Source organism: Streptomyces sp. NPDC014907 (assembly GCF_055562975.1).
This window is the reverse complement of record NZ_JBVHEG010000001.1, coordinates 251,712-274,715: the sequence shown is the minus strand read 5'-3', so window position 1 is coordinate 274,715 and position 23,004 is coordinate 251,712. Positions and strand designations below refer to the sequence as shown.

The window sequence follows — 23,004 nt, the reverse complement described above, 5'->3', positions numbered from 1 at the left end:
TTGGCCGGAAATCGTCCGCTGCCCGTACGCGCGCGTTCGTTAAGCGGACGTTTCACCGATCATGGGCATTCCGTCATCCCCCGTTCTTCGCAAGGGAATCCACCGGCCGGCCGTCGCGCGGACTCCGGCCTTCCGCCCCACCCGCAGGGCACGGGCCGCCGGTACCGAGGAGATGGCCGAAAAACGCGGGGCGAACCCCGCCTTCCGCACGGCTCCGCTTCTCGCCCGCGCGGCGAAACGCCCCCTGACGCGACCACCGGCGGTCGTGCCGCGACGGCGCGGCGGGAAGGGACCCCGGTGAACGCCGGCGCGGTACCGCCCGTGATCGGGGCCTCCGGAGCCGTCCGGGGCGCGACGAGGGCCTTCGGCCTGCGGGGCGCGCCCGGGAAGGCCGCCGCCCGCCGCGACGCCGCCCGCGCGCGGGTGGGGGCGCGCACCGGCACCCGTCCCCGACCGCACCGTCCGGCCCCGGAAGCCGCGCCCCCGGGGCCGTTCCGGCGGCCGGTCCCGGGCCTCAGCCCACCAGGCTGTCCCGCCAGGCCCGGTGCAGCCCCGCGTAGTGGCCGTCGCCCGTGACCAGCTCGGACGGGGAGCCGTCCTCGACGATCCGGCCCGACTCCATCACCAGGACCCGGTCCGCCACCTCGACCGTGGACAGGCGGTGGGCGATGACCACGGCCGTGCGGCCCGCGAGGACCGTGTCCATCGCCCGCTGCACCGCCCGCTCGCCCGGCACGTCCAGCGAACTCGTCGCCTCGTCCAGGATCAGGACCGCCGGGTCCGCGAGCAGGGCCCGCGCGAAGGCGACCAGCTGGCGCTGGCCCGCCGAGATCCGGCCACCGCGCTTGCGCACGTCCGTGTCGTAGCCGTCGGGAAGGGCGGTGATGAAGTCGTGCGCCCCGATCGCCTTCGCCGCCGCCTCGATCTCCCCGCGCGTCGCGTCCGGACGGCCGATCGCGATGTTCTCCGCCACCGTGCCCGAGAACAGGAACGCCTCCTGCGTCACCATGACGATCCCGCGCCGGAGGTCCGGGGCGGCCAGGTCGCGGAGGTCGACCCCGTCCAGCAGGACGCGGCCGTCCGTCGGGTCGTAGAAGCGGGCCAGCAGCTTCGCGAGGGTCGACTTGCCCGCGCCCGTCGCCCCCACCACCGCCACCGTCTGGCCCGCCGGGATCGTCAGGTCGAAGCGGGGGAGGACCTCGCCCCCGGTGCGGTACGCGAACCGCACCCCGTCGAAGACCACCTCCCGGCCGGGAGCGCCGGGGCGGGGCGGGAGACCGCGCGGGGCGGTCGTCTCCGGGATGCCCGGCTCCTGGGCGAGGAGGCCGGCGATCTTGGTGAGGGAGGCCACCGCCGACTCGTACGAGTTGAGGAACATGGCCAGCCGGTCGATCGGGTCGTACAGGCGCCGCACGTAGAGCACGGCCGCCGCCAGGACGCCCAGCGCGAGCGATCCCTCCGCGACCCGGTACGCGCCCCAGAGACACATTCCGGCCACCGCCGTGTTCGCCACCAGGCGCGAGCCGACGACGTAGCGCGCCATCTCCAGGAGCGCGTCGCCGTTGCTCCGCTCGTGACGGTGGTTGAGCACGGCGAACTCGGCGTCGTTGGCCCTCTCGCGGCGGAACGCCCTGACCGGGCGGATGCCGTTCATGGTCTCCGCGAACTTCACGATCACGCCCGCCATGGCCGTGGACCGCTCGCCGTACGCCCGGCCCGCGCGCCGGCGGTAGAGCCGTACGAGCAGGTACAGGGGGACGAAGGAGAGCGTCGCCACCGCGCCGATGCCCAGGTCCAGCCAGAGCAGGACCAGGGTGATCGAGACGAAGGAGAGGACCACGCCGATCAGTTCCTGGAGGCCCTCCGAGAGCAGCTCCCGCAGCGACTCGACGTCCGTGGTGGAACGGGAGATCAGCCGGCCCGAGGTGTACCGCTCGTGGAAGTCGACGCTCAGCAGCTGCGCGTGGCGGAAGATCCGGCCGCGCAGGTCGAGCAGGACGTCCTGGTTGATCCGGGCCGCCCCCCGGACGAAGGCGTACTGCAGGAGGCTCGCGAGGCCCGCGCAGAGGAGGTAGCCGACCGCCACGGCGATCACGGGACCGTGGTCGCCGGCCCGGAAGGCCGGGACGCCGCGGTCGATGGCGTACGCGACGAGCAGCGGGCCCGCCTGCACCGCCGCCTCCTTGACCAGGAGGACGAGCGAGGCGGCCACGACCCGGGCCCGGTGCGCGGACAGGAGCGAGCGGAGCAGGGAGCCCGTCGCCCCCTCGGGCGCCGGGAGGTCGTCGCGGTCGAAGCGGTCCGTTTCCTCCGGCGGCGCGGCGGGCGTCTGGGTGAGCGTGGTGTCCGTCATCGCCGTTCCTTCCCGCCCGACATCAGCCAGGCGTACTCCTCGCTGTCGCGCAGCAGTTCCTGATGGGTGCCCACGGCCGCGATCCGGCCGCCGGACAGCAGCGCGACCCGGTCGGCCAGCATCACCGTCGACGGGCGGTGCGCCACCACCAGGGCCGTCGTCTCCCGCAGCACCTCCCGCAGGGCCGCCTCCACCCGCGCCTCCGTGTGCACGTCGAGGGCGGAGAGGGGGTCGTCCAGGATCAGGAAGCGGGGCCTGCCGACCACCGCGCGCGCCAGGGCGAGCCGCTGCCGCTGGCCCCCCGACAGGCTCAGGCCCTGTTCGCCGACCCGGGTCGCCGCGCCCTCGGGCAGCCGGTCCACGAACCCGTCCGCCTGCGCCACCGCGAGGGCGCGCCGCAGCTCCGGCTCCCCGGCCCCCTCCCCGGCGCCCATCAGGACGTTCTCGCCGACGCCGGCGGAGAACAGGGTGGGCTCCTCGAAGGCCACCGACACCAGGGACCGCAGCCGTTCCCGTTCCATCAGCGCGATGTCCTCGCCGTCGAGGAGGATACGGCCGCCGGTCACCTCGTGCAGGCGGGGCACGAGCGCGGTGAGGGTGGTCTTGCCCGAGCCCGTCCCGCCGACCAGGGCCAGCGTCTCGCCGGGCCGGATGTGCAGGTCGACGCCGTCCAGGACGGGGGGCGCGTCCTGCGGGGCGTCCGGGTGGCGGAACGACACGTTCTCGAAGCGCACCCCGCCCGAGCCCCCGCCCGAGCCCCCGCCCGAGCCCCCGCCCGAGCCCCCGCCCGGGCCCCCGTCCCGGCCCCCGGCCGGCACGGCGCCCGCCGGGGCCGTGTCCGACTCCTCCTCGGCGTCCATCACCTCGAAGTACCGCTCGGTCGCGGTCACCGCCTCCTGGCTCATCGCGAGGAGGAAGCCGATCGACTCCACCGGCCAGCGCAGCGCGAGGGCCGTCGTCAGGAACGCCACCAGCGTGCCCGCCGACAGGTCCCCGTCCGCGACCCGCACCGTGCCGAGGACGAGCGCCGCCCCGATGGCCAGCTCCGGCACGACGGTGATGACCGCCCAGATCGTGGCGAGCAGCCGGGCCTTGGCCAGCTCGGTGCCCCGCAGGCGCTCGGAGAGCTCCCGGAACGCCCGCGCCTGGCTGCGGTGCCGGCCGAAACCCTTGATGATCCGGATGCCGAGGACGCTCTCCTCCACGACCGTCGTCAGGTCGCCCACCTGGTCCTGCGCCGTGCGCGCCACGACCCCGTACCGGCTCTCGAAGAGCGAGCAGAGGACCACCAGCGGCAGCACCGGCGTCAGGAGCACCAGGCCGAGCGTCCAGTCCTGGGCGAGCAGCAGCACGTAACCCGCGAGGATCGTCACGCCGTTGACCAGGAGGAAGGTCAGCGGGAAGGCGAGGAACATCCGCACCAGCATCAGGTCGGTCGTCCCGCGCGAGAGGAGCTGGCCCGACGCCCACCGGTCGTGGAAGGCGATCGGCAGCCGCTGGAGCCTGGCGTACAGCTCCGACCGCATCCGCGCCTCCACCCCGGCGAGCGGCCGCGCGACCAGCCAGCGGCGGAAGCCGAACAGCCCCGCCTCCGCGATCCCGAGCAACAGCAGGTACAGCGCGCCGAGCCACACGCCCCCGGGGTCCCGGTCCGCGACCGGCCCGTCCACCATCCACTTCAGGACGAGCGGGATGACGAGCGACAGGCAGGAGGCGACCACCGCGACGAGGGCGGCCGTGATCCACCGCTTCCGCACGGGCCGTACGTACGGCCACAGGCGGAGCAGGACGCGCACCGCCGAGCGGTCGGGGGACTTCGCTGGGGGAAAGGGTTTCTCGGGCATCAGGCCCGACCTTACGGTTCGCCACTGACACGTCTCACCCGGTTTTCCCCCGGGGTCGTACCCGCGGTCAACCGATCGGTTGACCGCGGGCACGAGCGGATCGGCCGATACCGGCGGACGGCCCGGACCGGGAACCTGGGGACATGACGACAGCAGCGATCGAAGTGCGGGGACTGCGCAAGTCCTACGGCGGCCGGAAGGTCGTCGACGGGATCTCCTTCGAGGTCGGCGAGGGGGAGGTCTTCGGAATCCTCGGACCCAACGGCGCCGGCAAGACCACCACCGTGGAGTGCGTCGAGGGACTGCGGACCCCCGACGAGGGCCTGGTGCGCGTCTGCGGGTACGACCCGGCCGTGCGGCGCGCCGAGGTCACCCGGGTCCTCGGCGTCCAGCTCCAGGAGAGCGAGCTCCAGCCCAAGCTGACCGTCCGCGAGGCGCTCGCCCTGTACGCCTCCTTCCACGAGCGGCCCGCCGACCCGGGGGAACTGGCCGAACGGCTCGGGCTCCTGCCGCACCTCAAGACCCGCTTCGGAAAGCTGTCCGGAGGACAGAAGCAGCGGCTGTTCATCGCCCTCGCGCTGATCGGCCGCCCCCGGGTCGTCGTCCTGGACGAACTCACCACCGGCCTGGACCCCCGCGCCCGCCGCGAGGTCTGGGCGCTCGTGGAGTCGCTCGGGGACACCGGGGTGACCGTCCTGCTCGTCACCCACTTCATGGAGGAGGCCCAGCGCCTCTGCGACCGGATCGCCGTCCTCGACCGGGGCCGGATCACCGCCCTCGACACCCCCGGCGGACTCGTCGGACGCTCCGGCACCGCCAAGGAGATCTCCTTCGCCGCCGACGACCGGATCGACCCGGCCGAGCTGCGGGCGCTCCCCGGGGCCGTCTCCGTCACGACCGCCGGCGGGCGGACGGCCGTCGGCGGCACCGACGAGACCGTCACCGCCTTCGTCTCCCTCCTCGCCCGGCACGGCGTCACCGCCCACCAGCTCCGGGTCACCGACGCCACCCTCGACGACGCCTACCTCGACCTGACGGGAACCGACCACCGATGAACACGCTCCTCACCGCGCGTCCCTCCGGCGCCACCGCGACCGTCCTGAGGACCGAGGCGCGCCTCTTCGCCCGCGAACCCGGCTCCCTGTTCTGGGTGATGCTCTCGCCGACCGTCCTGTTCGTGATCCTCGGCCTGATCCCCTCCTTCAGGGAGGCCTCCGACGACCTCGGGGGACGCCGCGTCATCGACCTCTACGTCCCCGTCTCCGTCCTCTTCGCGCTCATCATGGCCGGGCTCCAGGCCATGCCCCCGGTCCTGGCCGGCTACCGCGAGCGCGGCATCCTGCGCCGGATGTCCACCACCCCCGTACGGCCCGGCTCCCTGCTCACCGCCCAGCTCGCGCTGCACGCCGCCGCCGCGCTCGTCTCCTCGCTCCTCGTGATCACGGTCGGCCGCCTCGCCTTCGGCGTCGCCCTGCCGGAGAACCCGGCCGGGTACCTGGCCGCCCTGCTGCTCGCCGTCGCCGGCGGCCTCGCGCTCGGCGCGGCCGTGTGCGCGGTCTCCCGCACGCAGAAGGCCGCCACCGCCGTCGGCTCCGTCGTCTTCTTCCCCACCATGTTCACCGCGGGGGTCTGGGTGCCGGTCCAGGCCATGCCCGATACCCTGCAGCGGATCGTCGGGCTCACCCCGTTCGGCGCCGCCTCCGAGGCCCTCGACGCGGCCGCCTCGGGCGGGTGGCCCGGCTGGACCGCGCTCGGGGCGATGCTCCTGTGGACGACCGTGCTGACCGGCGCCTCGGTGCGCTGGTTCCGCTGGGAGTGACCGCCGGCGACCGCGAACGACCGCGAAGGGGAAGGGGAGGGGGAGGGGCGATGCCGACCACCGTCGAGGAGCGCTGGCGCCAGTTCTTCCGCTGGGGACCGTACGCCCTGCTCGGCGTCGGCGCCGTGATCGCCGCGGCGTCGGCGGACGCGCTGATGGACCGTACGGAGAAGACGGCGGCCGGGGCCCTGGTGGCGGCGGCGCTCCTCCTCCACGCGGTGTGGGACCGCCGCTGCGCCCGGGTGGTCGCGACCGCCGGGTGGGGACCCGAACGCCCCGGCGCCGGGCCCGTGCTCGTCCCCGGGGCCCCGGGGCCCGCCTCCACCGCCCACTTCGCCCTGCGTACCGCCCTCGCCTTCGCGCTGACCTGGCTCAACCCGTTCTTCGCGATCTACGCCTGCGTCGGCTACTTCGACGCCGTCCACCTGCTGCCCCGCCGCCTCGCGCACACCGGGCTCCTCCTCGTCGCCGTCACCATGGCCGGCTCCCAGTCCGGCGGCCTGCCGCCCGTCTCCCCGATGAACTGGCTCGCCTTCGGCGGGCTGTTCGCCCTGAACGCCTGTCTGGCCGTGGGCTTCTCCCACCTCGGTACGAAGGAGGCCGAGAAGGCCGCCGAACGCGCCGCCACCATCGCGGAGCTCGGCCGCGCCAACAGCCGCCTCGAACAGGCCCTCGCCGAGAACGCCGCCCTCCAGGCCCAGCTGCTCCTCCAGGCACGGGAGGCCGGGATCGCCGACGAACGCCGCCGGCTCGCCGCCGAGATCCACGACACCATCGCCCAGGGCCTCACCGGGATCGTCACCCAGCTCCAGGCCGCCTCCGCCGCCCCCGACCGGGAGAGCGCCGGGACCCATGTGCGGCGCGCCGCCGACCTCGCCCGGCACAGCCTCGGCGAGGCCCGCCGTTCCGTGCGGAACCTGAGCCCCGTCGCCCTGGAGCACGACACCCTCCCCGGGGCCCTGCGCAGGACCGTCGAGGAGTGGGCCGAGCGCACCGGCGTCGACGCCCGCTTCACCGTCACCGGCACCGAGGCGCCGCTCCACGACGAGGTCGCCGCCACCCTCCTGCGGATCGCCCAGGAGGCCCTGTCCAACACGGCCCGCCACTCCGGTGCCGCCCGCGCCGGCGTCACCCTCTCCTACATGGGCGACGAGATCACCCTGGACGTACGGGACGACGGCCGCGGCTTCGACCCGCTCGCCCGCCCCGAACGGGGCCCGGGAGAAGGCGGGTTCGGCCTCGACGGCATGCGGGCCCGCGCCGAACGCCTCACCGGCACCGTCACCGTCGAGACCGCCCCCGGTGAGGGCACCGCGGTCTCCGCCCGCATACCGTTGGCCACACCATGACCGACATCACCCTGCTGATCGTCGACGACCACCCCGTCGTACGGGACGGCCTGCGCGGCATGTTCGCCGCCGGGGACTCGGGCTTCCGCGTCCTCGGCGAGGCCCCCGACGGCGTGCGGGGCGTCGAGCTCGCCCTGGAACTCGACCCCGACGTGGTCCTCATGGACCTGCGCATGCCGGGCGGCAACGGCGTCGACGCCATCGCCGCGCTCACCCGGCACGGGGCCCGCTCCCGGGTCCTCGTCCTCACCACGTACGACACGGACACCGACACCCTCCCGGCCATCGAGGCCGGCGCCACCGGCTACCTGCTCAAGGACGCCCCCCGCGAGGAACTGTTCGCGGCCGTGCGGGCCGCCGCCGAGGGCCGCACCGTCCTCTCCCCGGCCGTCGCCTCCCGGCTCGTCACCGCCGTCCGCGCCCCCGCCCCGCCGCCCGCCGACACCACCCTCTCCGCCCGCGAGGCCGAGGTCCTCGCCCTCGTCGCCAGGGGAACCGGCAACCGGGCCGTCGCCGCCGAACTCTTCATCAGCGAGGCCACCGTCAAGACCCACCTCACCCACATCTACGCCAAGCTGGGCGTCAAGGACCGGGCGGCCGCCGTCGCCGCCGGCTACGACCGGGGCATCCTGGGCCGCTCCTGACCCCCGGCCCCCGCCCCCGGCCGGGAGCGGGGCCGTCCGCCGGCACGGGGCCGGCGCCGGGCGCCCGCCACGCCGCCGGTCCTCTCCGGGGCGTCACCTCGCCACCCGCAGCAGCACCACCGACCGGGCCCCCACCGTGAGCGTCTCCCCGCCCCGGTGGACCGTGCCCGGCGCCCCGGACTGGTCCTCCAGGGCGGTGTCCACGACCAGTTCGTACGACTCCGCCCAGGGCGGCCCCGGCAGCCGGAAGTCCAGCGGCCGGTGGTCCGCGTGCAGGACGGCGAGGAAGCTGTCGTCGGCGATCCGCCCGCCCCGCGCGTCCCGGCCCGGGATGTCCCGGCCCGACAGGTAGAGGCCGAGCGTGGCCGTGGGCGCGTACCAGTCGCCCTCCGTCATCTCGGTGCCCCCGGCGGTGAACCAGGCCAGGTCCCGCAGCCCGTCCGCCCGCTGCGGCCGTCCGGAGAAGAAGGCCCGGCGGCGCAGCACCGGGTGGCGGTGGCGCAGCGCGAGCAGCCGCCGGGACAGGGCGAGGAGCTGACCGCGCCCGGGGTCCTCCGGCAGCGACCAGTCGAGCCAGCCGATCTCGTTGTCCTGGCAGTACGCGTTGTTGTTGCCGCCCTGGGTGCGGCCCATCTCGTCCCCGGCGACCAGCATCGGGACCCCGGTCGACAGGAGCAGGGTGGTGAGCAGGTTGCGCTGCTGGCGCAGCCGCAGCGCCCGGATCTCCGGGTCGCCGGTCTCGCCCTCGGCGCCGCAGTTCCAGGACCGGTTGTCGTGGGTGCCGTCCCGGTTGCCCTCGCCGTTGGCCTCGTTGTGCTTGCGCTCGTACGTGACGAGGTCCCGCAGCGTGAAGCCGTCGTGGGCGGTGACGAAGTTGACGGAGGCGTACGGCCGCCGGCCGCCCCAGGCGTACAGGTCGCTGGAGCCGGAGAGCCGGTAGCCGAGGTCCCGGACGTCGGGCAGCGCGCCCCGCCAGAAGTCCCGCACCGTGTCCCGGTAGTGGTCGTTCCACTCGGTCCACAGCGGCGGGAACGCCCCGACCTGGTAGCCGCCGGCGCCCACGTCCCAGGGCTCCGCGATCAGCTTGACCCGCCGCAGCACCGGGTCCTGGGCGATGACCGCCAGGAAGGGGGAGAGCATGTCCACGTCGTGGAAGGAGCGGGCGAGCGCCGCCGCCAGGTCGAAGCGGAAGCCGTCCACCCCCATCTCGGTCACCCAGTAGCGCAGGCTGTCGGTGATGAGCCGCAGCACCTGCGGCCGCACCACGTGCAGGGTGTTGCCGCAGCCCGTGTAGTCGGCGTACCGGCGGGCGTCGGACTGGAGCCGGTAGTAGGCGCGGTTGTCGATGCCCTTCAGGGAGAGGGTGGGGCCCAGCTCGCCCGCCTCCGCCGTGTGGTTGTAGACCACGTCGAGGATGACCTCGATCCCGGCCGCGTGCAGCGCCCGCACCATCCGCTTGAACTCGCCGACCTGCTGGCCGGCCGTCCCCGAGGAGGAGTAGCCGGCGTGCGGCGCGAAGTAGCCGACGGAGTTGTACCCCCAGTAGTTGCGCAGCCCCCGGCGCAGCAGGTGGTCCTCGTGCGCGAACTGGTGCACCGGCAGCAGCTCGACCGCCGTCACCCCGAGCCGCACGAGGTGGTCGATCGCGGCCGGGTGCGCGAGGCCCGCGTACGTGCCGCGCAGGTGCTCGGGGACGCCCGGGTGCAGCTTGGTGAAGCCCTTGACGTGCACCTCGTAGATGACCGAGTCCTGCCAGGGCGTCTTGGGCCTGCGGTCGTCGGACCAGTCGTCGTCGTCGTGGACGACGACCCCCTTCGGTACGTACGGGGCGGAGTCCCGCTCGTCGCGCACGGTGTCGGCCACGTGCTGCTGCGGCCAGTCCCGGACGTGCCCGTACACCTCGGGGGGAAGGGCGAACTCGCCGTCGACGGCCCGCGCGTACGGGTCGAGGAGCAGCTTCGCCGGGTTCCAGCGGGCGCCCGTCCACGGGTCCCAGCGGCCGTGCACCCGGTAGCCGTACCGCTGCCCCGGGCCCGTCCCGGGCACGAAGCCGTGCCAGATCTCGTGGGTCAGCTCGGTCAGCGGCAGCCGCCGCTCCGTGCCGTCCGCGTCGAACAGGCACAGCTCGACGGCCTCCGCCCCGCCCGCCCACAGGGCGAAGTTGGTGCCCCGCACCCCGTCGGGGCCGACCCGGCAGCGGGCGCCGAGGGGCGTCGGCGCCCCCGGCCACACGGGTGGCCCCGCCCGCTCCGGCGCATGCTCCTGTACGGCCTCCTGCTCGGCTGCGCTCGCCACCGTCCGGCCTCCCGCGGCTCCGTCGGGACCGCGTCCGGGGACCGGCGGCGTCCCGGCCGCCGCTCCCCGGGTGCGGTTCTCCTCCTGTTCTGCCCGCCCGGCCGTGCTCCCAACATGACCCGTACGCGCGATTCCCCCCGGAGGGCGGCGGTCGTTGGTCCGGGCGTGAGATCTGCAAGGAGACGGGCGGCACGCGCCCTCGCGGTGGCGGGACTGGTGGCGGGCCTCGCCGGCTGCACCGGAGCGGACGGCGGCGGGGGCACCGGCCCCTTCTCGCCGGGCAAGGGACGGGCCCCCGGCGACGTCATCCGGGTGAGCCCGGAGGACGGCAGCCGCGCGGTCCCGGCCGGAAGCCCGGTCGAGGTGAGGGTGGACGACGGACGGCTCGAACGGGTGACCGTCGCCCGGATCGAGGACGGCCGGCGGACCGAGGTGGCCGGGGAGGTCTCGCCGGACGGGCTGCGCTGGCGGCCCCGGCCGGGGACACGGCTGGCCCCGGCCGCCAAGTACAGCGTGGACGCGGTCGCGCGCGACGCCCGCGCGCGCCGCTCGGCCCGGCACACCACCTTCACCACCGAGGTGCCCGGCTCCCGGCTCGTCGGCTACTTCACGCCGGAGAACCGCTCCACGGTCGGCACCGGCATGATCGTCTCCTTCTCGTTCAACCGGCCCGTGGTGAACCGCGCCGCCGTCGAACGCGCCGTCCGGATCACCTCGGTGCCGCCGGTGGAGGTCGTCGGCCACTGGTTCGGCGGCGAACGGCTCGACTTCCGCCCGGAGGAGTACTGGGCCGCCGGCACGGAGGTCACCGTCGAGCTGGACCTGCGGGACGTGGAGGGCGCCCCGGGCGTGTACGGCGTCCAGCGCAAGAAGGTCGGCTTCACCGTCGGCCGCTCCCAGGTCTCCGTGGTGGACGCCGCCGCCCACACCATGGAGGTGCGCAGGGACGGCGAGGTCCTGGCCACGCTGCCCGTCACGGCCGGGGCGCCGAAGACCACCACGTACAACGGGAAGATGGTCGTCACCGAGCTGTACGACGTGACGCGGATGAACGGGGCCACGGTCGGCTTCGGCGGCGAGTACGACATCAAGGACGTGCCGCACGCGATGCGGCTCACCGAGTCCGGGACCTTCCTGCACGGCAACTACTGGGCCCCGCCCGGCACCTTCGGCTCCGCCAACGTCAGCCACGGCTGCGTGGGCCTCCGGGACGAGAAGGGCGGCAGCGAGCGGTCGCACGCCGGCTGGTTCTTCGACCGGACGCTGGTCGGCGATGTGGTGGAGGTGGTCAACTCCCGCGACCGCGAGGTCGCTCCCGACAACGGCCTCGGCGGCTGGAACATGGACTGGAAGCGGTGGAGGGCGGGCTCCGCCCTGCGCTGACCCTCCCCGCCCCGGCGTCCGGTGCCCGTCCTCCGTTTCCGGCGCCCGGCGCCGCCGTCCCGTCGCGCCGATCGGGACGGAACGGTGACATACCCGGGAATCTTTCGTGTCCTGCGGTGTGATTATCTGGCGTCGTGTGCGCGAGTGAATGCGCACGGGGGCGGGGCCGTGGTGTTGCCGGCCCGTGTGAGGGGAGACGACCACAGTGAACGGGCAGCCGATATCGGGGGCATCGGTAGGGGCGACGGGGCGGTACGGCCGGCGGCGCGGGGGCGCCCGGCTGAAGGCGCTGGCGGCGGGTGCGCTGCTCCTTGCGCTGACCGCCTGCGGCGGGGGCGGTACGGCCGGCGGCGGCGCGGGCCAGGGGGGCCCGGCCGCCCAGGGCGGCGGGAAGCAGGACAACGCGGCCTCCCAGGCGGTCGTGACGGTCCTTCCGAAGGACGGCGCCGACTCGGTCGCCACCAGCGGCGCCCTCAAGGTCACCGCCCAGCAGGGCAAGCTGACCACGGTCACGGTCGCCGACTCCAAGGGCACCCCGGTCGAGGGGAAGATCGCGGCGGACGGCGCCAGCTGGCAGCCGACCGCGCACCTCGCCGCGGGCACCCAGTACAAGGTCCACGCCATCGCCAAGGACACCGAGGGCCGCGAGTCGGCGAAGGACACCACCTTCACCACCCTCGTCCCGAAGAACACCTTCATCGGCCAGTACACGCCGGAGGACGGTTCGACCGTCGGCGTCGGCATGCCGGTGTCCATCAACTTCACCCGGGGCATCACCAACCCCGAGGCCGTCGAGAAGGCCATCAAGGTCACGGCCCGGCCGGCCGTCGAGATCAAGGGCCACTGGTTCGGCAACGACCGCCTCGACTTCCGCCCGGAGAAGTACTGGGCCGCCGGCACCAAGGTGACGGTCCACCTCAACCTGGACGGCGTCGAGGGCCGCCCCGGCGTCTACGGCAAGCAGAAGAAGACGATCACCTTCACCATCGGCCGCCGTCAGGTCTCCACGGTCGACGCCGAGGCCAAGACGATGAAGGTCGAGCGCGACGGGAAGATCGTCAAGACGCTGCCGATCACCGCGGGCGCGCCGTCCACGACCACGTACAACGGTCAGATGGTCATCAGCGAGAAGTACAAGGTGACCCGGATGAACGGCGCCACGGTCGGCTTCGGCGGCGAGTACGACATCAAGGACGTGCCGCACGCGATGCGCCTGTCCAGCTCGGGCACCTTCGTGCACGGCAACTACTGGGCCCCGAAGAGCACCTTCGGCTCGCAGAACGTCAGCCACGGCTGCGTCGGCCTCTCGGACACCCGGGGCGCGGGGGACAGCTCGACCCCGGCCGCTTGGTTCTACGACAGCTCGATCATCGGTGACGTGATCGTCGTGAAGAACTCCAAGGACAAGCAGATCAAGCCGGAGAACGGTCTCAACGGCTGGAACATGCCGTGGTCGGAGTGGATCGCCTAGGCGCTCCCGGACCTTTCCGCGGGACCCGGTGCTGTGAGCAACAGCACCGGGTCCCGCGCCGTTAACGGCCACTAACCTTCTCCCATGACTGTGAACCTCGAAGTCGCCGAAGGCGTCGGAACCATCCGCCTCGACCGCCCCCCGATGAACGCGCTGGACGTCGCCACCCAGGACCGGCTGCGCGAGCTGGCCCAGGAGGCGACCGACCGCGACGACGTGCGGGCCGTGGTCCTGTACGGCGGCGAGAAGGTGTTCGCGGCCGGCGCGGACATCAAGGAGATGCAGGCCATGGACCACGTGGCCATGGTCAAGCGCTCGCGCGCCCTCCAGGACGCCTTCACCGCCGTCGCCCGCATCCCCAAGCCGGTCGTCGCCGCCGTCACCGGCTACGCGCTCGGCGGCGGCTGCGAGCTGGCCCTCTGCGCCGACTACCGGATCGCCGCCGACGACGCGAAGCTCGGCCAGCCGGAGATCCTGCTCGGCCTGATCCCGGGCGCGGGCGGCACCCAGCGCCTCTCCCGGCTCGTCGGCCCCTCCAGGGCCAAGGACCTCATCTTCACCGGGCGGATGGTGAAGGCGGACGAGGCCCTCTCGCTCGGCCTGGTCGACCGGGTCGTCCCGGCCGCCGAGGTGTACGCGCGGGCGCACGCGTGGGCCGCGAAGCTGGCGCAGGGGCCGGCCGTCGCCCTGCGGGCCGCGAAGGAGGCGATCGACCAGGGCCTGGAGACCGACGTCGACACCGGCCTCGCGATCGAGCGCACCTGGTTCGCGGGCCTGTTCGCCACCGAGGACCGGGAGCGCGGGATGCGCAGCTTCGTCGAGGAGGGGCCGGGGAAGGCGAAGTTCGCCTGATTCGCCCGGAGGAGAGCACCCGTCGGGGGCCGATTCCGGTGGAACGGCCCCCGGGGGCGGCTCCGTGCGGCCATGATGGGGGGCATGGCGGGCCTGGAGGACAGGGAACAACCTTGGCAGCGCGCGAGCGCCGCCGCAGCGCGGTGGTCACCGACCGCGGATGACCAACAGGCAGCTGAGGCAGTGGAGTTGTACGGCAACCCCGCCGAGGAGGACATCTGGCTGCCGTCCCGGCCCAGATCCGCGTGGGTGGCCCGCAGGCTGACGCAGCACGTCCTGATGCGCCAGTGGGGGCTGGGCCCGCAGATCGCCGAGCACGCCGTCCTGCTCGTCTCGGAGCTGGTGGGGAACGCCGTCCGGCACACCGGGGCGCGGGTCTTCGCCCTGCGGCTGCAGCGCCGCCGGGGCTGGATCCGGGTGGAGGTGCGCGACCCGTCGCGCGGACTGCCCTGCCTGATGCCGGTGCACGAGCTGGACACGAGCGGGCGGGGGCTCTTCCTCGTTGACAAGCTGGCGGACCGGTGGGGCGCGGACCTGGCGCCGCGCGGCAAGACGACGTGGTTCGAGATGCGGGTGGTGGACCGCGCCTGAACGGGCCGGCCTCCGGGCCGCTCCCGCGCCGCCGGCACGGCCGGCGCGTGCCCGTGCGCGCGGAGGGGGCCCGGACGCACGGAAGCCCCCGTGCGCCGTGGTGGGGCTGCTGGGGGCTTCCGTGTGGTGCGCCGTGGACGGGGGGGTGTATCCACGGCCGCTTGTCGACCTCGCCCGGGTCAATGGGGGCCGTGTCATCGACTATGCCAGACGGGGCCCCTTCTGCCAAAAGGCCCTAGTGGGGCAAGGTGGGGCGAAACCGGACGTTTTAATAGTGAATCGTTGGTGACATGCGGCACTCACCTTGAAAACCATGAATGACTATGCGGTTCACTGGTTGTTTCCCGGCCTCGTCCGCATGGTGGACGCCCGGTGGGGCGAGGGGAACGCCCACGGCGGGCGGCCCCGCGCCCCCGGTCCCGGACGGCGGCCCCGCTCGTACCCCCCTCATCCGGCGGTACCGGGCCAGCTAATCTGACCTCCGTCAGAGAAGCACCACGAAGGGGCGGAAACAGTGGCGGACATCGAGTCGGCACGCACGGCATTCAACCGGTACGACGTGGACGGCGACGGCTTCATCACCGCCGCCGAGTACAAGAGCGTGATGGCCCAGCTGGGCGACTTCCACGTCACCGAGACGGTCGCCGAGGCGCTCATCAAGCAGCGCGACGACAACGGCGACGGCCGTCTGTCGTGGGACGAGTTCTGGTCGCACCTCAGCAAGGCCTGACCCGCGCCCGCCCGGACGGGACCGCGACTCCGGTCGCCGCCCGTCCGGGGCCCCTCCGGCGCCCGCGCCCTCAGCACTCGATGATGTTCACCGCGAGGCCGCCGCGCGCCGTCTCCTTGTACTTGACGCTCATGTCCGCGCCCGTCTCCTTCATCGTCTTGATGACCTTGTCGAGGGAGACCAGGTGGCTGCCGTCGCCGCGCATCGCCATCTTCGCCGCCGTGACCGCCTTGACCGCCGCCATGCCGTTGCGCTCGATGCAGGGGATCTGGACCAGACCGCCGACCGGGTCGCAGGTCAGGCCCAGGTTGTGCTCCATGCCGATCTCGGCCGCGTTCTCCACCTGCTCCGGGGAGCCGCCCAGGACCTCGGCCAGGGCGCCGGCCGCCATCGAGCAGGCCGAGCCGACCTCGCCCTGGCAGCCGACCTCGGCGCCCGAGATCGAGGCGTTCTCCTTGAAGAGCATGCCGACCGCGCCGGCCGCGAGGAGGAAGCGGACCACGCCGTCCTCGTCCGCGCCGGGCACGAAGTTCATGTAGTAGTGCAGGACGGCGGGGATGATGCCGGCCGCGCCGTTGGTCGGGGCGGTGACCACCCGGCCGCCCGCCGCGTTCTCCTCGTTCACCGCCATCGCGTACAGGGTGATCCACTCCATGGCGTGCGCCGCCGGGTCGCCCTCGGAGCGCAGCTTCCGGGCGGAGTTCGCGGCGCGCCGACGCACCTTCAGGCCGCCGGGCAGGATGCCCTCGCGGGCCATGCCGCGCGAGACGCAGGACTGCATGACCCGCCAGATCTCCAGCAGGCCCGCCCGGATCTCGTCCTCGGTGCGCCAGGCCTTCTCGTTCTCCAGCATCATCGCCGAGATCGACAGGCCGGTCTCCCGGGCGAGGCGCAGCAGCTCGTCGCCGGTGCGGAAGGGGTACTTCAGGACGGTGTCGTCCGGGACGATCGGGTTCTCGCCCGCGACGGCGTCCTCGTCGACGACGAAGCCGCCGCCGACCGAGTAGTACGTCTTCTCCAGGAGGAGCGCGCCCCCGGCGTCGTACGCGAAGACCGTCATGCCGTTGGCGTGGTACGGGAGCGCCTTGCGCCGGTGCAGGACCAGGTCGGCGTCGAAGTCGAAGGGGATCTCGTGGGCGCCGAGCAGGTCGATCCGGCCGCTCTCCCTGATCCGCTCGAACTCCTCGTCCGCGCGCTCGACGTCGACCGTGCGGGGCGAGTTCCCCTCCAGGCCGAGCAGGACGGCCTTCGGGGTGCCGTGGCCGTGGCCGGTCGCCCCCAGGGAGCCGTACAGCTCCGCCCGCACCTTCGCCGTGTGGGCCAGCAGGCCCTCGTTCTTCAGCCGGCGGGCGAACATCCGGGCCGCGCGCATCGGGCCCACCGTGTGGGAGCTCGACGGACCGATGCCGATCGAGAACAGGTCGAAGACCGAGATGGCCACGGGAGGACTCCTTGTGGGGGCTGGACGTCGTTGTCTGCCGGGGTGGTGCAGAAAGCGCGTGGGCGGGGGACATGGGTCGGGGCACCGCGCCCGTTGTTCCAGTGTGCGCGGTGCCCCGGATGTCCGTACGAACAAAAGCGTACGAAATTACTGCGGGATCACTTCAGGCCGGGGTACAGCGGGTGCTTGTCCGCGAGGGCGGTCACCCGGGCCCTGAGGGCCTCGGCGTCGAAGCCGGGCTTGAGGGTCTCGGCGATGACGTCCGCCACCTCGCGGAAGTCCTCGGCCCCGAAACCGCGGGTCGCGAGCGCCGGCGTGCCGATGCGCAGGCCCGAGGTGACCATCGGGGGACGCGGGTCGTTCGGGACCGCGTTCCGGTTGACCGTGATGCCGACCTCGTGGAGCCGGTCCTCGGCCTGCTGGCCGTCCAGCTCCGAGTCGCGCAGGTCGACCAGGAGCAGGTGCACGTCCGTACCGCCGGACAGGACCGAGACGCCGTGGGCGGTCACGTCGTCCTGGACCAGGCGCTCGGCGATGATCCGGGCGCCCTCCAGGGTGCGCTCCTGGCGCTCCTTGAACTCCTCCGAGGCCGCGACCTTGAAGGAGACGGCCTTGGCCGCGATCACGTGCTCCAGCGGGCCGCCCTGGAAACCGGGGAAGACCGAGGAGTTCAGCTTCTTCGCGAACTCCTTCTTCGCCAGGATGACGCCGCCGCGCGGGCCGCCGAGCGTCTTGTGCGTGGTGGAGGTCACCACGTCCGCGTACTCGACCGGGTTCGGGTGCAGACCGGCGGCGACCAGGCCCGCGAAGTGGGCCATGTCGACCCACAGGTGGGCGCCGACCTCGTCCGCGATCCGGCGGAACTCCGCGAAGTCCAGCTGACGCGGGTAGGCCGACCAGCCCGCGATGATCACCTTGGGGCGGTGCTCCTTGGCCAGGCTCTCGACCTCGGCCATGTCGACCAGGCCGGCCCCGTCCACGTGGTACGCGACCACGTTGAACTGCTTGCCCGAGAAGTTCAGGCGCATGCCGTGGGTGAGGTGGCCGCCGTGCGCCAGGTCCAGACCCAGGATCGTGTCGCCGGGCTGGGCGAGCGCGAAGAGGGCGGCCTGGTTCGCGGAGGCGCCGGAGTGCGGCTGGACGTTGGCGTACTCGGCGCCGAACAGGTCCTTGATCCGGTCGATCGCGATCTGCTCGGTCACGTCGACGTGCTCGCAGCCGCCGTAGTAGCGGCGGCCCGGGTAGCCCTCGGCGTACTTGTTGGTGAGGACGGAGCCCTGTGCCTCCATGACCGCGACCGGAGCGAAGTTCTCCGAGGCGATCATCTCGAGGGTGGACTGCTGGCGGCGGAGCTCGGCGTCGACGGCGGCGGCGACGTCGGGGTCCAGCTCGTGGAGGGGGGTGTTCAGAAGCGACATGAATCGATCCCTAAGGGGTTTCGGGCCCGGTCTCAGTTCCCGGCGGAGAACGCGGCGTACTCGTCGGCGGTGAGCAGGTCGTCCGGCTCACCCGCGACGCGCACCTTGAACAGCCAGCCACCCTCGAACGGAGCCGTGTTCACCAGGGACGGGTCGTCCACCACGTCCTGGTTGGCGGCGACGACCTCGCCCGAGACGGGGGAGTACAGGTCGCTCACGGACTTCGTCGACTCCAGCTCGCCGCAGGTCTCGCCCGCGGTGACGGTGTCGCCGACCTCGGGGAGCTGGGCGTAGACGACGTCACCGAGCGCGTTGGCCGCGAACTCGGTGATGCCGACGGTCGCGACGCCGTCCTCGGCGTCCGACAGCCACTCGTGCTCCTTGGTGTAGCGCAGCTGCTGGGGGTTGCTCATGACCTGATTCTCCTGGATCGGGGGAGTGCTGATGAACGTCGGTCTTGCGGTGTGAGACGCCGGGCGGGACGGGTGCGTCACTTCCGGCGCTTGTAGAACGGCAGCGCCACGACCTCGTACGGCTCGTGGGTGCCCCGGATGTCCACCCCCACGCCCGGGGTGCCGGGCTCCGCGTGCGCCGCGTCCACGTACGCCATCGCGATCGGCTTTCCGAGGGTCGGGGACGGGGCGCCGGAGGTGACCTCGCCGACGACCTCGCCGCCGCAGACGACCGGCATGCCGGCGCGCGGGACGCGGCGGCCCTCGGCGACCAGGCCGACCAGCTTGCGCGGCGGGGCGGTCTCGGCGCGCCCGGCGGCGGCCTCCAGCGCCTCGCGGCCGACGAAGTCGCCCGGCTTCTCGAACTTCACGACCCGGCCGAGGCCCGCGTCGAAGGGGGTGAGGGAGGTGGTCAGCTCGTGGCCGTACAGCGGCATGCCCGCCTCCAGGCGGAGCGTGTCGCGGCAGGACAGGCCGCAGGGGATCAGGCCGACGCCCTCGCCCGCCCCGGTCAGCGCCTTCCACACGCCCTCGGCGTGCTCCGGCTTCAGGAAGAGCTCGAAGCCGTCCTCGCCGGTGTACCCGGTGCGGGCGATCAGGGCGGGCACGCCCGCGACCGTGCCCGGCAGGCCGGCGTAGTACTTCAGGCCGTCCAGGTCGGCGTCGGTGACCGCCTTCAGGATGCCGGGGGACTCCGGGCCCTGGACCGCGATGAGGGCGTACGCGTCGCGGTCGTCGCGGACCTCGGCGTCGAAGCCGGCCGCGCGCTCGGTGAGGGCGTCCAGGACGGTCTGGGCGTTGGAGGCGTTGGCGACGACCATGTACTCGGTGTCGCCCAGGCGGTAGACGATCAGGTCGTCCAGGATGCCGCCGTCCTCGCGGCAGATCATCGTGTACCGGGCGCGGCCCGGGCCCACCGTGGAGATGTTGCCGACCAGGGCGTGGTCGAGCAGGTTGACGGCCTCCGGGCCGGTGACGGTGATCTCGCCCATGTGGGAGAGGTCGAAGAGGCCGGCCCGGGTGCGGACGGCGTTGTGCTCGTCGCGCTCGCTGCCGTAGCGGAGCGGCATGTCCCAGCCCGCGAAGTCGGTCATGGTCGCGCCCAGCGAACGGTGCAGGGCGTCGAGGGCGGTGAGGCGGGGGGCGGTGGTCATGGGGTGGCTCCCGGGTCCCAAGGGCGTTCGGTGACGAAAGAACATGACGGGCGAGGACGTCCTCCCCATCTGTCATGGAACCTGAGAGGTTCACCGGGGGCATCCCCGGCTTGCACCTTGGGTGGGGACACGACGGTGTCCCGCTTTTCAGATCTGCCTCATCCGCGCGGTACGGGGCCTGAGAGATTCAAGGGAGGGTCTTGCTCCTTCGGCGTCCGGACGCACCCTGTGCGCCGGAACTCTCCCGCGCGGATTCGAGCGGCCGGTATGCGGTTGTGGGGCGGCCGGGCCCGTGCGGGGCCTGTCCGGTCCTGGCGGGCACATCATTGCACGCGGTGTCGGCGCGGCAAATCGCTTGTGTCCCATTACCGTTTCTTTACACTTCTTGGGAAGGGTCCTCCGGGGCCCGGCAGGGGGAGAAGCGATGACGATCCAGCACACCGGCGCGTACGCGGCGGGCACCGGCATACCGTCCCGGCGGGCCCGGGCCCGGACCCGGGGGCGGGCCCGCGTCCTGCGGGACCTGCGCGAGCGCGGCGGCCGGGGCCCCCGCACCCTCGCCTTCGCCCCGGGCGACCTCGTGGTCGTCTCCGGGCTGCCCGGCAGCGGCAAGTCCACCCTCATGAGACGGACCGCCGAAGGACGCGGCATCGACTCCCAGGACGTCCGCGAGCGCTGGGAGGCCCGGATGCCCCGCCTCCTGCCGTACGCCGTCTACCGCCCGCTGGTCCGGCTCGCGCACTACGCCGGGCTGCGCCGCGCCCTGCGCTCCGGCGCGAGCGTGGTCGTGCACGACTGCGGCACCCAGTCCTGGGTGCGCGGCTGGCTCGCCCGCGAGGCCCGCCGCCGGGGCCGGTCCCTGCACCTGCTCCTCCTGGACGTCACCCCGGACACCGCCAGGGCGGGCCAGGACGCCCGGGGCCGGGGCGTCTCCGGGTACGCCTTCGCCCGGCACCGGCGCGCCGTCGGCCGGCTGCTGCGGGCGGTCGAGTCCGGCCGGCCGCCGGCCGGCTGCGCCTCGGCGACCCTCCTCGACCGGGACGCCGCCGACACCCTGCGGGCGATCACCTTCCGGGAGGCCGGCTGACGGAGGGTGCCCGGCGTCCGGCGGGCCCCGCCGGAGCCGTCGGCCCCGTCGGCGGGACCGTCCGGCGGAGCCACCGCCCGGGCCGTCCGGCGGAGCCGTCGCCGGGAGCGGGACGGTCCCGGACGCTCGTACCCTTCTCTTCTGGGCACGGCGGCGCCGGGGCGGCGTTAGGGTGCTGCCGGGCGGCCGGAGCGGCAGGCCGTGCGAGGAGGGGAACGGGACCGTGGACGTGACGTGGCCGGGCAACGAGCTCGAAGAGGTGCTGGCGGCCTCGCTCGGCAACCCCGAGGCGGGCGGCCGCCTGATCGAGGTGCTCGGCCGCAGCCCGGTCTGGGTGCCCCTGCCCAACGGCCGCGCCCCCGGCAGCACCGACCTGGACCTCGCCACCATGGAGCTCGACGGCGCGGCCTACACCCCCGTCTTCAGCTCCGAGCAGCAGTTCCGCGCCTGCGCCGGCGACATGTCCTTCGCCGTCGCCCCCGCCCGCGACTTCGCCCGCGGCCTGCCCCCGCAGCTCGGCATCGCCGTGAACCCCGGCGGCGTCGTCGGCGTCCCGCTGCCCCCGCCCGCCGTGGCGGAACTCTGCCGCGTCGGCCGCACCCCGCTGGACGGGCCCGCGTCCGGCGGCCGCGTCCGGCTCTTCGAACCCGACTGGCAGGACGACCCGGTCGACTTCCTCGCCGCGGCCTCCGCCGAGTTCGAGGCCACCGGCACCGTCGCCACCGCCCGCCGCGCCCTCGCCAGCGTCGAGGGCACCGAACCGGCCCTCTTCGTCGGCGTCCAGCTCTCCCACTGGGAGGGCGCCGACCGCACCGAGCCCCTGAACGCCCTCGGCCGCGCCCTCGGCCGGGTCGAGGTGGCCTGGCCGGTCAACCTCATCCTGCTCGACATGGCGCAGGACCCGGTCGGGGACTGGATGCTGGAGCGGGTGCGGCCCTTCTACCAGCGCGCCGCCGTGTGAGCGGCCCCCTGTTTAAGCTGAACTGACTCGGCGGCCGCGCGGACCTCGGCGGCCGCACACACGTGGTGGACGGAAGAGGGGCGGAACCCAGGGTGAGCGCGTCAGGCACGGCCGAGGACAACGGGGCCTCCTCCGCCCGGGCGGAGGAGGCGGCCCGGGAGAAGGTCGAGCACGCGCTGAGCCAGGTGGCGCCCGGACGCTACGACGCGTACGAGCGGCTGCTGCACGCCCTCGCCGACGGCGAGCTCCGGATGCTGCTCTGGCAGGGCTCCCCGGGCTCGCCCGACGCCCAGTACGGGAACATGGAGGTCGACGGCTTCGGCTACGCGCCCTGCGTCACCTCCGCCCAGGAGCTCGCCGCCTCCGGCTGGAACCGCGCCCACGAGCGCGTCACCGGCCGGGAGATCGCCCGCGCCCTCTATCCCGACCGCTGGGGCGTCTGGCTCAATCCGCACGCCCCCGGCGGCGGGGTCGGCATCCCCTGGGCCGACCTGCGCCGGATCGCCACCGGTCTCGACCGGATGCCCGCCGGGCCGCTGCGCGTCACCGAGCCCGCCCTGGAGGTCCCCCAGTTCTACGCCCTGCTGACCCAGAACGCGCACCGCACCCCGGCCGTCCGGGCTCTGCGCCGGGGCTGGGTGCAGCCCGCGCTGGGCTCCCCGTACCTCGTCATCGGTCTCGACCTGTACGACACCTCCCCGGCGGCCGTCGACACGGTCCGGACGATGATGCGCCAGTCCATCGGCGGCGTCCCCGACGGCCTGCCCGTCTCGACGGTCGCCCTCTCCGACGCCTACGACCCGGTGGCGCTCTGGCTGCGGGCGAACGCGCGCCCCTTCTACGACCGCGAGGCGCACGCCGGCCGCGGTTCCGCCGTCCCGGGGTACGGGTACCCGCCGGCCCCTCCGTCCGGATACTGAGACGCCGCACCCGCCCCACGCGTCCCGCCCCCCACCGGAAAGGCCCTTCGTTCGCCCCAATTCAGGAGGTCGAACGCCACGTTGGGCGACATGTCCGGTTGAGGGGAGGAGGGCCCGGGTTGGTCCGCTGACATCCGCGCGACGTCCGGATAACGGAATTCACAGCACCGCATCACGTTTGGGCAACCATTCCCCGCCAGGTCTGGCGGGTGATCACAAACGCGTTGAAGACTCCCGGAA

Annotated in this window: 19 protein-coding genes and 1 riboswitch; of the genes, 12 read left to right on the top strand and 7 right to left on the bottom strand. The window is 73.6% G+C overall.

The window, feature by feature from the left end:
- Window positions 1–514: 514 nt before the first annotated feature.
- Both ACZ3IL_RS01210 and ACZ3IL_RS01205 read right to left on the bottom strand, forming a co-directional pair.
- Window positions 515–2,353 carry an ABC transporter ATP-binding protein gene (locus tag ACZ3IL_RS01210; RefSeq protein WP_467385491.1) on the bottom strand — a complete coding sequence of 613 codons (1,839 nt, stop codon included), beginning with the start codon at window positions 2,351–2,353 and terminating at the stop codon, window positions 515–517.
- Window positions 2,350–4,197: an ABC transporter ATP-binding protein gene (locus ACZ3IL_RS01205; RefSeq protein WP_467385490.1), complete on the bottom strand. Its 1,848-nt coding sequence runs from the start codon at window positions 4,195–4,197 to the stop codon at window positions 2,350–2,352. Before ACZ3IL_RS01205 ends, ACZ3IL_RS01210 begins: the two co-directional genes overlap by 4 nt.
- 143 nt (window positions 4,198–4,340) lie before the next feature.
- Here ACZ3IL_RS01205 and ACZ3IL_RS01200 point away from each other — a divergent pair, with 143 nt between their 5' ends.
- From ACZ3IL_RS01200 to ACZ3IL_RS01185, 4 genes are read left to right on the top strand one after another with little or no spacing between them, the layout of a single operon-like run.
- A complete protein-coding gene (locus ACZ3IL_RS01200) occupies window positions 4,341–5,252 on the top strand; it encodes an ABC transporter ATP-binding protein (RefSeq protein ID WP_467385489.1) in 912 nt (303 codons plus the stop codon).
- A complete protein-coding gene (locus ACZ3IL_RS01195) occupies window positions 5,249–6,016 on the top strand; it encodes an ABC transporter permease (RefSeq protein WP_467385488.1) in 768 nt (255 codons plus the stop codon). The genes ACZ3IL_RS01200 and ACZ3IL_RS01195 overlap by 4 nt, the downstream gene beginning before the upstream one ends.
- A 50-nt stretch (window positions 6,017–6,066) precedes the next feature.
- Window positions 6,067–7,365, top strand: a complete 1,299-nt coding sequence (locus tag ACZ3IL_RS01190) for a sensor histidine kinase (protein ID WP_467385487.1) — start codon at window positions 6,067–6,069, stop codon at window positions 7,363–7,365.
- The gene (locus ACZ3IL_RS01185; protein WP_467385486.1) at window positions 7,362–8,009 is read left to right on the top strand and encodes a response regulator; all 648 of its coding nucleotides are present in this window, start codon (window positions 7,362–7,364) and stop codon (window positions 8,007–8,009) included. Before ACZ3IL_RS01190 ends, ACZ3IL_RS01185 begins: the two co-directional genes overlap by 4 nt.
- A gap of 93 nt (window positions 8,010–8,102) precedes the next feature.
- Here ACZ3IL_RS01185 and glgX read toward each other — a convergent pair whose 3' ends face one another.
- Window positions 8,103–10,304: a glycogen debranching protein GlgX gene (glgX, locus tag ACZ3IL_RS01180; RefSeq protein ID WP_467385485.1), complete on the bottom strand. Its 2,202-nt coding sequence runs from the start codon at window positions 10,302–10,304 to the stop codon at window positions 8,103–8,105.
- 114 nt (window positions 10,305–10,418) lie between these two features.
- Here glgX and ACZ3IL_RS01175 point away from each other — a divergent pair, with 114 nt between their 5' ends.
- The 5 genes from ACZ3IL_RS01175 (at window position 10,419) to ACZ3IL_RS01155 (ending at window position 15,331) form a co-directional block, all read left to right on the top strand.
- Complete coding sequence (locus ACZ3IL_RS01175; RefSeq protein ID WP_467385484.1) at window positions 10,419–11,687, top strand: L,D-transpeptidase; 1,269 nt, start codon at window positions 10,419–10,421, stop codon at window positions 11,685–11,687.
- A 205-nt stretch (window positions 11,688–11,892) separates the two neighbouring features.
- Entirely contained in the window at window positions 11,893–13,158 is a 1,266-nt protein-coding gene (locus ACZ3IL_RS01170) for a L,D-transpeptidase (RefSeq protein WP_467385483.1), read from the top strand.
- Between the two features lie 84 nt (window positions 13,159–13,242).
- Window positions 13,243–14,010, top strand: a complete 768-nt coding sequence (locus tag ACZ3IL_RS01165) for an enoyl-CoA hydratase/isomerase family protein (protein ID WP_467385482.1) — start codon at window positions 13,243–13,245, stop codon at window positions 14,008–14,010.
- A 72-nt stretch (window positions 14,011–14,082) separates the two neighbouring features.
- Complete coding sequence (locus tag ACZ3IL_RS01160; RefSeq protein ID WP_467385481.1) at window positions 14,083–14,601, top strand: ATP-binding protein; 519 nt, start codon at window positions 14,083–14,085, stop codon at window positions 14,599–14,601.
- Between the two features lie 514 nt (window positions 14,602–15,115).
- Window positions 15,116–15,331, top strand: a complete 216-nt coding sequence (locus ACZ3IL_RS01155) for an EF-hand domain-containing protein (RefSeq protein ID WP_351895805.1) — start codon at window positions 15,116–15,118, stop codon at window positions 15,329–15,331.
- A 70-nt stretch (window positions 15,332–15,401) separates the two neighbouring features.
- On the opposite strand, the gene ACZ3IL_RS01150 is transcribed toward ACZ3IL_RS01155, so the two are convergent.
- The 4 genes from ACZ3IL_RS01150 to gcvT all read right to left on the bottom strand — a co-directional run bounded on the left by ACZ3IL_RS01150 (window position 15,402) and on the right by gcvT (window position 19,796).
- Window positions 15,402–16,772, bottom strand: coding sequence for an L-serine ammonia-lyase (locus ACZ3IL_RS01150; protein WP_467385480.1), 1,371 nt, complete (start codon window positions 16,770–16,772; stop codon window positions 15,402–15,404).
- Window positions 16,773–16,930: 158 nt separating this feature from the next.
- Window positions 16,931–18,190 (bottom strand): serine hydroxymethyltransferase, encoded by a 1,260-nt coding sequence (gene glyA, locus ACZ3IL_RS01145; protein ID WP_467385479.1) that lies wholly within the window; start codon window positions 18,188–18,190, stop codon window positions 16,931–16,933.
- Between the two features lie 32 nt (window positions 18,191–18,222).
- Window positions 18,223–18,603, bottom strand: coding sequence for a glycine cleavage system protein GcvH (gene gcvH, locus ACZ3IL_RS01140; protein ID WP_030218599.1), 381 nt, complete (start codon window positions 18,601–18,603; stop codon window positions 18,223–18,225).
- Window positions 18,604–18,680: 77 nt separating this feature from the next.
- Entirely contained in the window at window positions 18,681–19,796 is a 1,116-nt protein-coding gene (gene gcvT / locus ACZ3IL_RS01135) for a glycine cleavage system aminomethyltransferase GcvT (RefSeq protein ID WP_467385478.1), read from the bottom strand.
- A 157-nt stretch (window positions 19,797–19,953) separates the two neighbouring features.
- Window positions 19,954–20,053, bottom strand: a riboswitch (glycine riboswitch).
- Between the two features lie 167 nt (window positions 20,054–20,220).
- On the opposite strand from gcvT, the gene ACZ3IL_RS01130 reads away from it, so the two are divergent.
- The 3 genes from ACZ3IL_RS01130 to ACZ3IL_RS01120 all read left to right on the top strand — a co-directional run bounded on the left by ACZ3IL_RS01130 (window position 20,221) and on the right by ACZ3IL_RS01120 (window position 22,764).
- Window positions 20,221–20,883: an AAA family ATPase gene (locus tag ACZ3IL_RS01130; protein ID WP_467385477.1), complete on the top strand. Its 663-nt coding sequence runs from the start codon at window positions 20,221–20,223 to the stop codon at window positions 20,881–20,883.
- Between the two features lie 223 nt (window positions 20,884–21,106).
- Window positions 21,107–21,844, top strand: a complete 738-nt coding sequence (locus tag ACZ3IL_RS01125; RefSeq protein WP_467385476.1) for an enhanced serine sensitivity protein SseB — start codon at window positions 21,107–21,109, stop codon at window positions 21,842–21,844.
- Between the two features lie 92 nt (window positions 21,845–21,936).
- The gene (locus tag ACZ3IL_RS01120; protein ID WP_467385475.1) at window positions 21,937–22,764 is read left to right on the top strand and encodes an enhanced serine sensitivity protein SseB C-terminal domain-containing protein; all 828 of its coding nucleotides are present in this window, start codon (window positions 21,937–21,939) and stop codon (window positions 22,762–22,764) included.
- Window positions 22,765–23,004 lie beyond the last annotated feature (240 nt).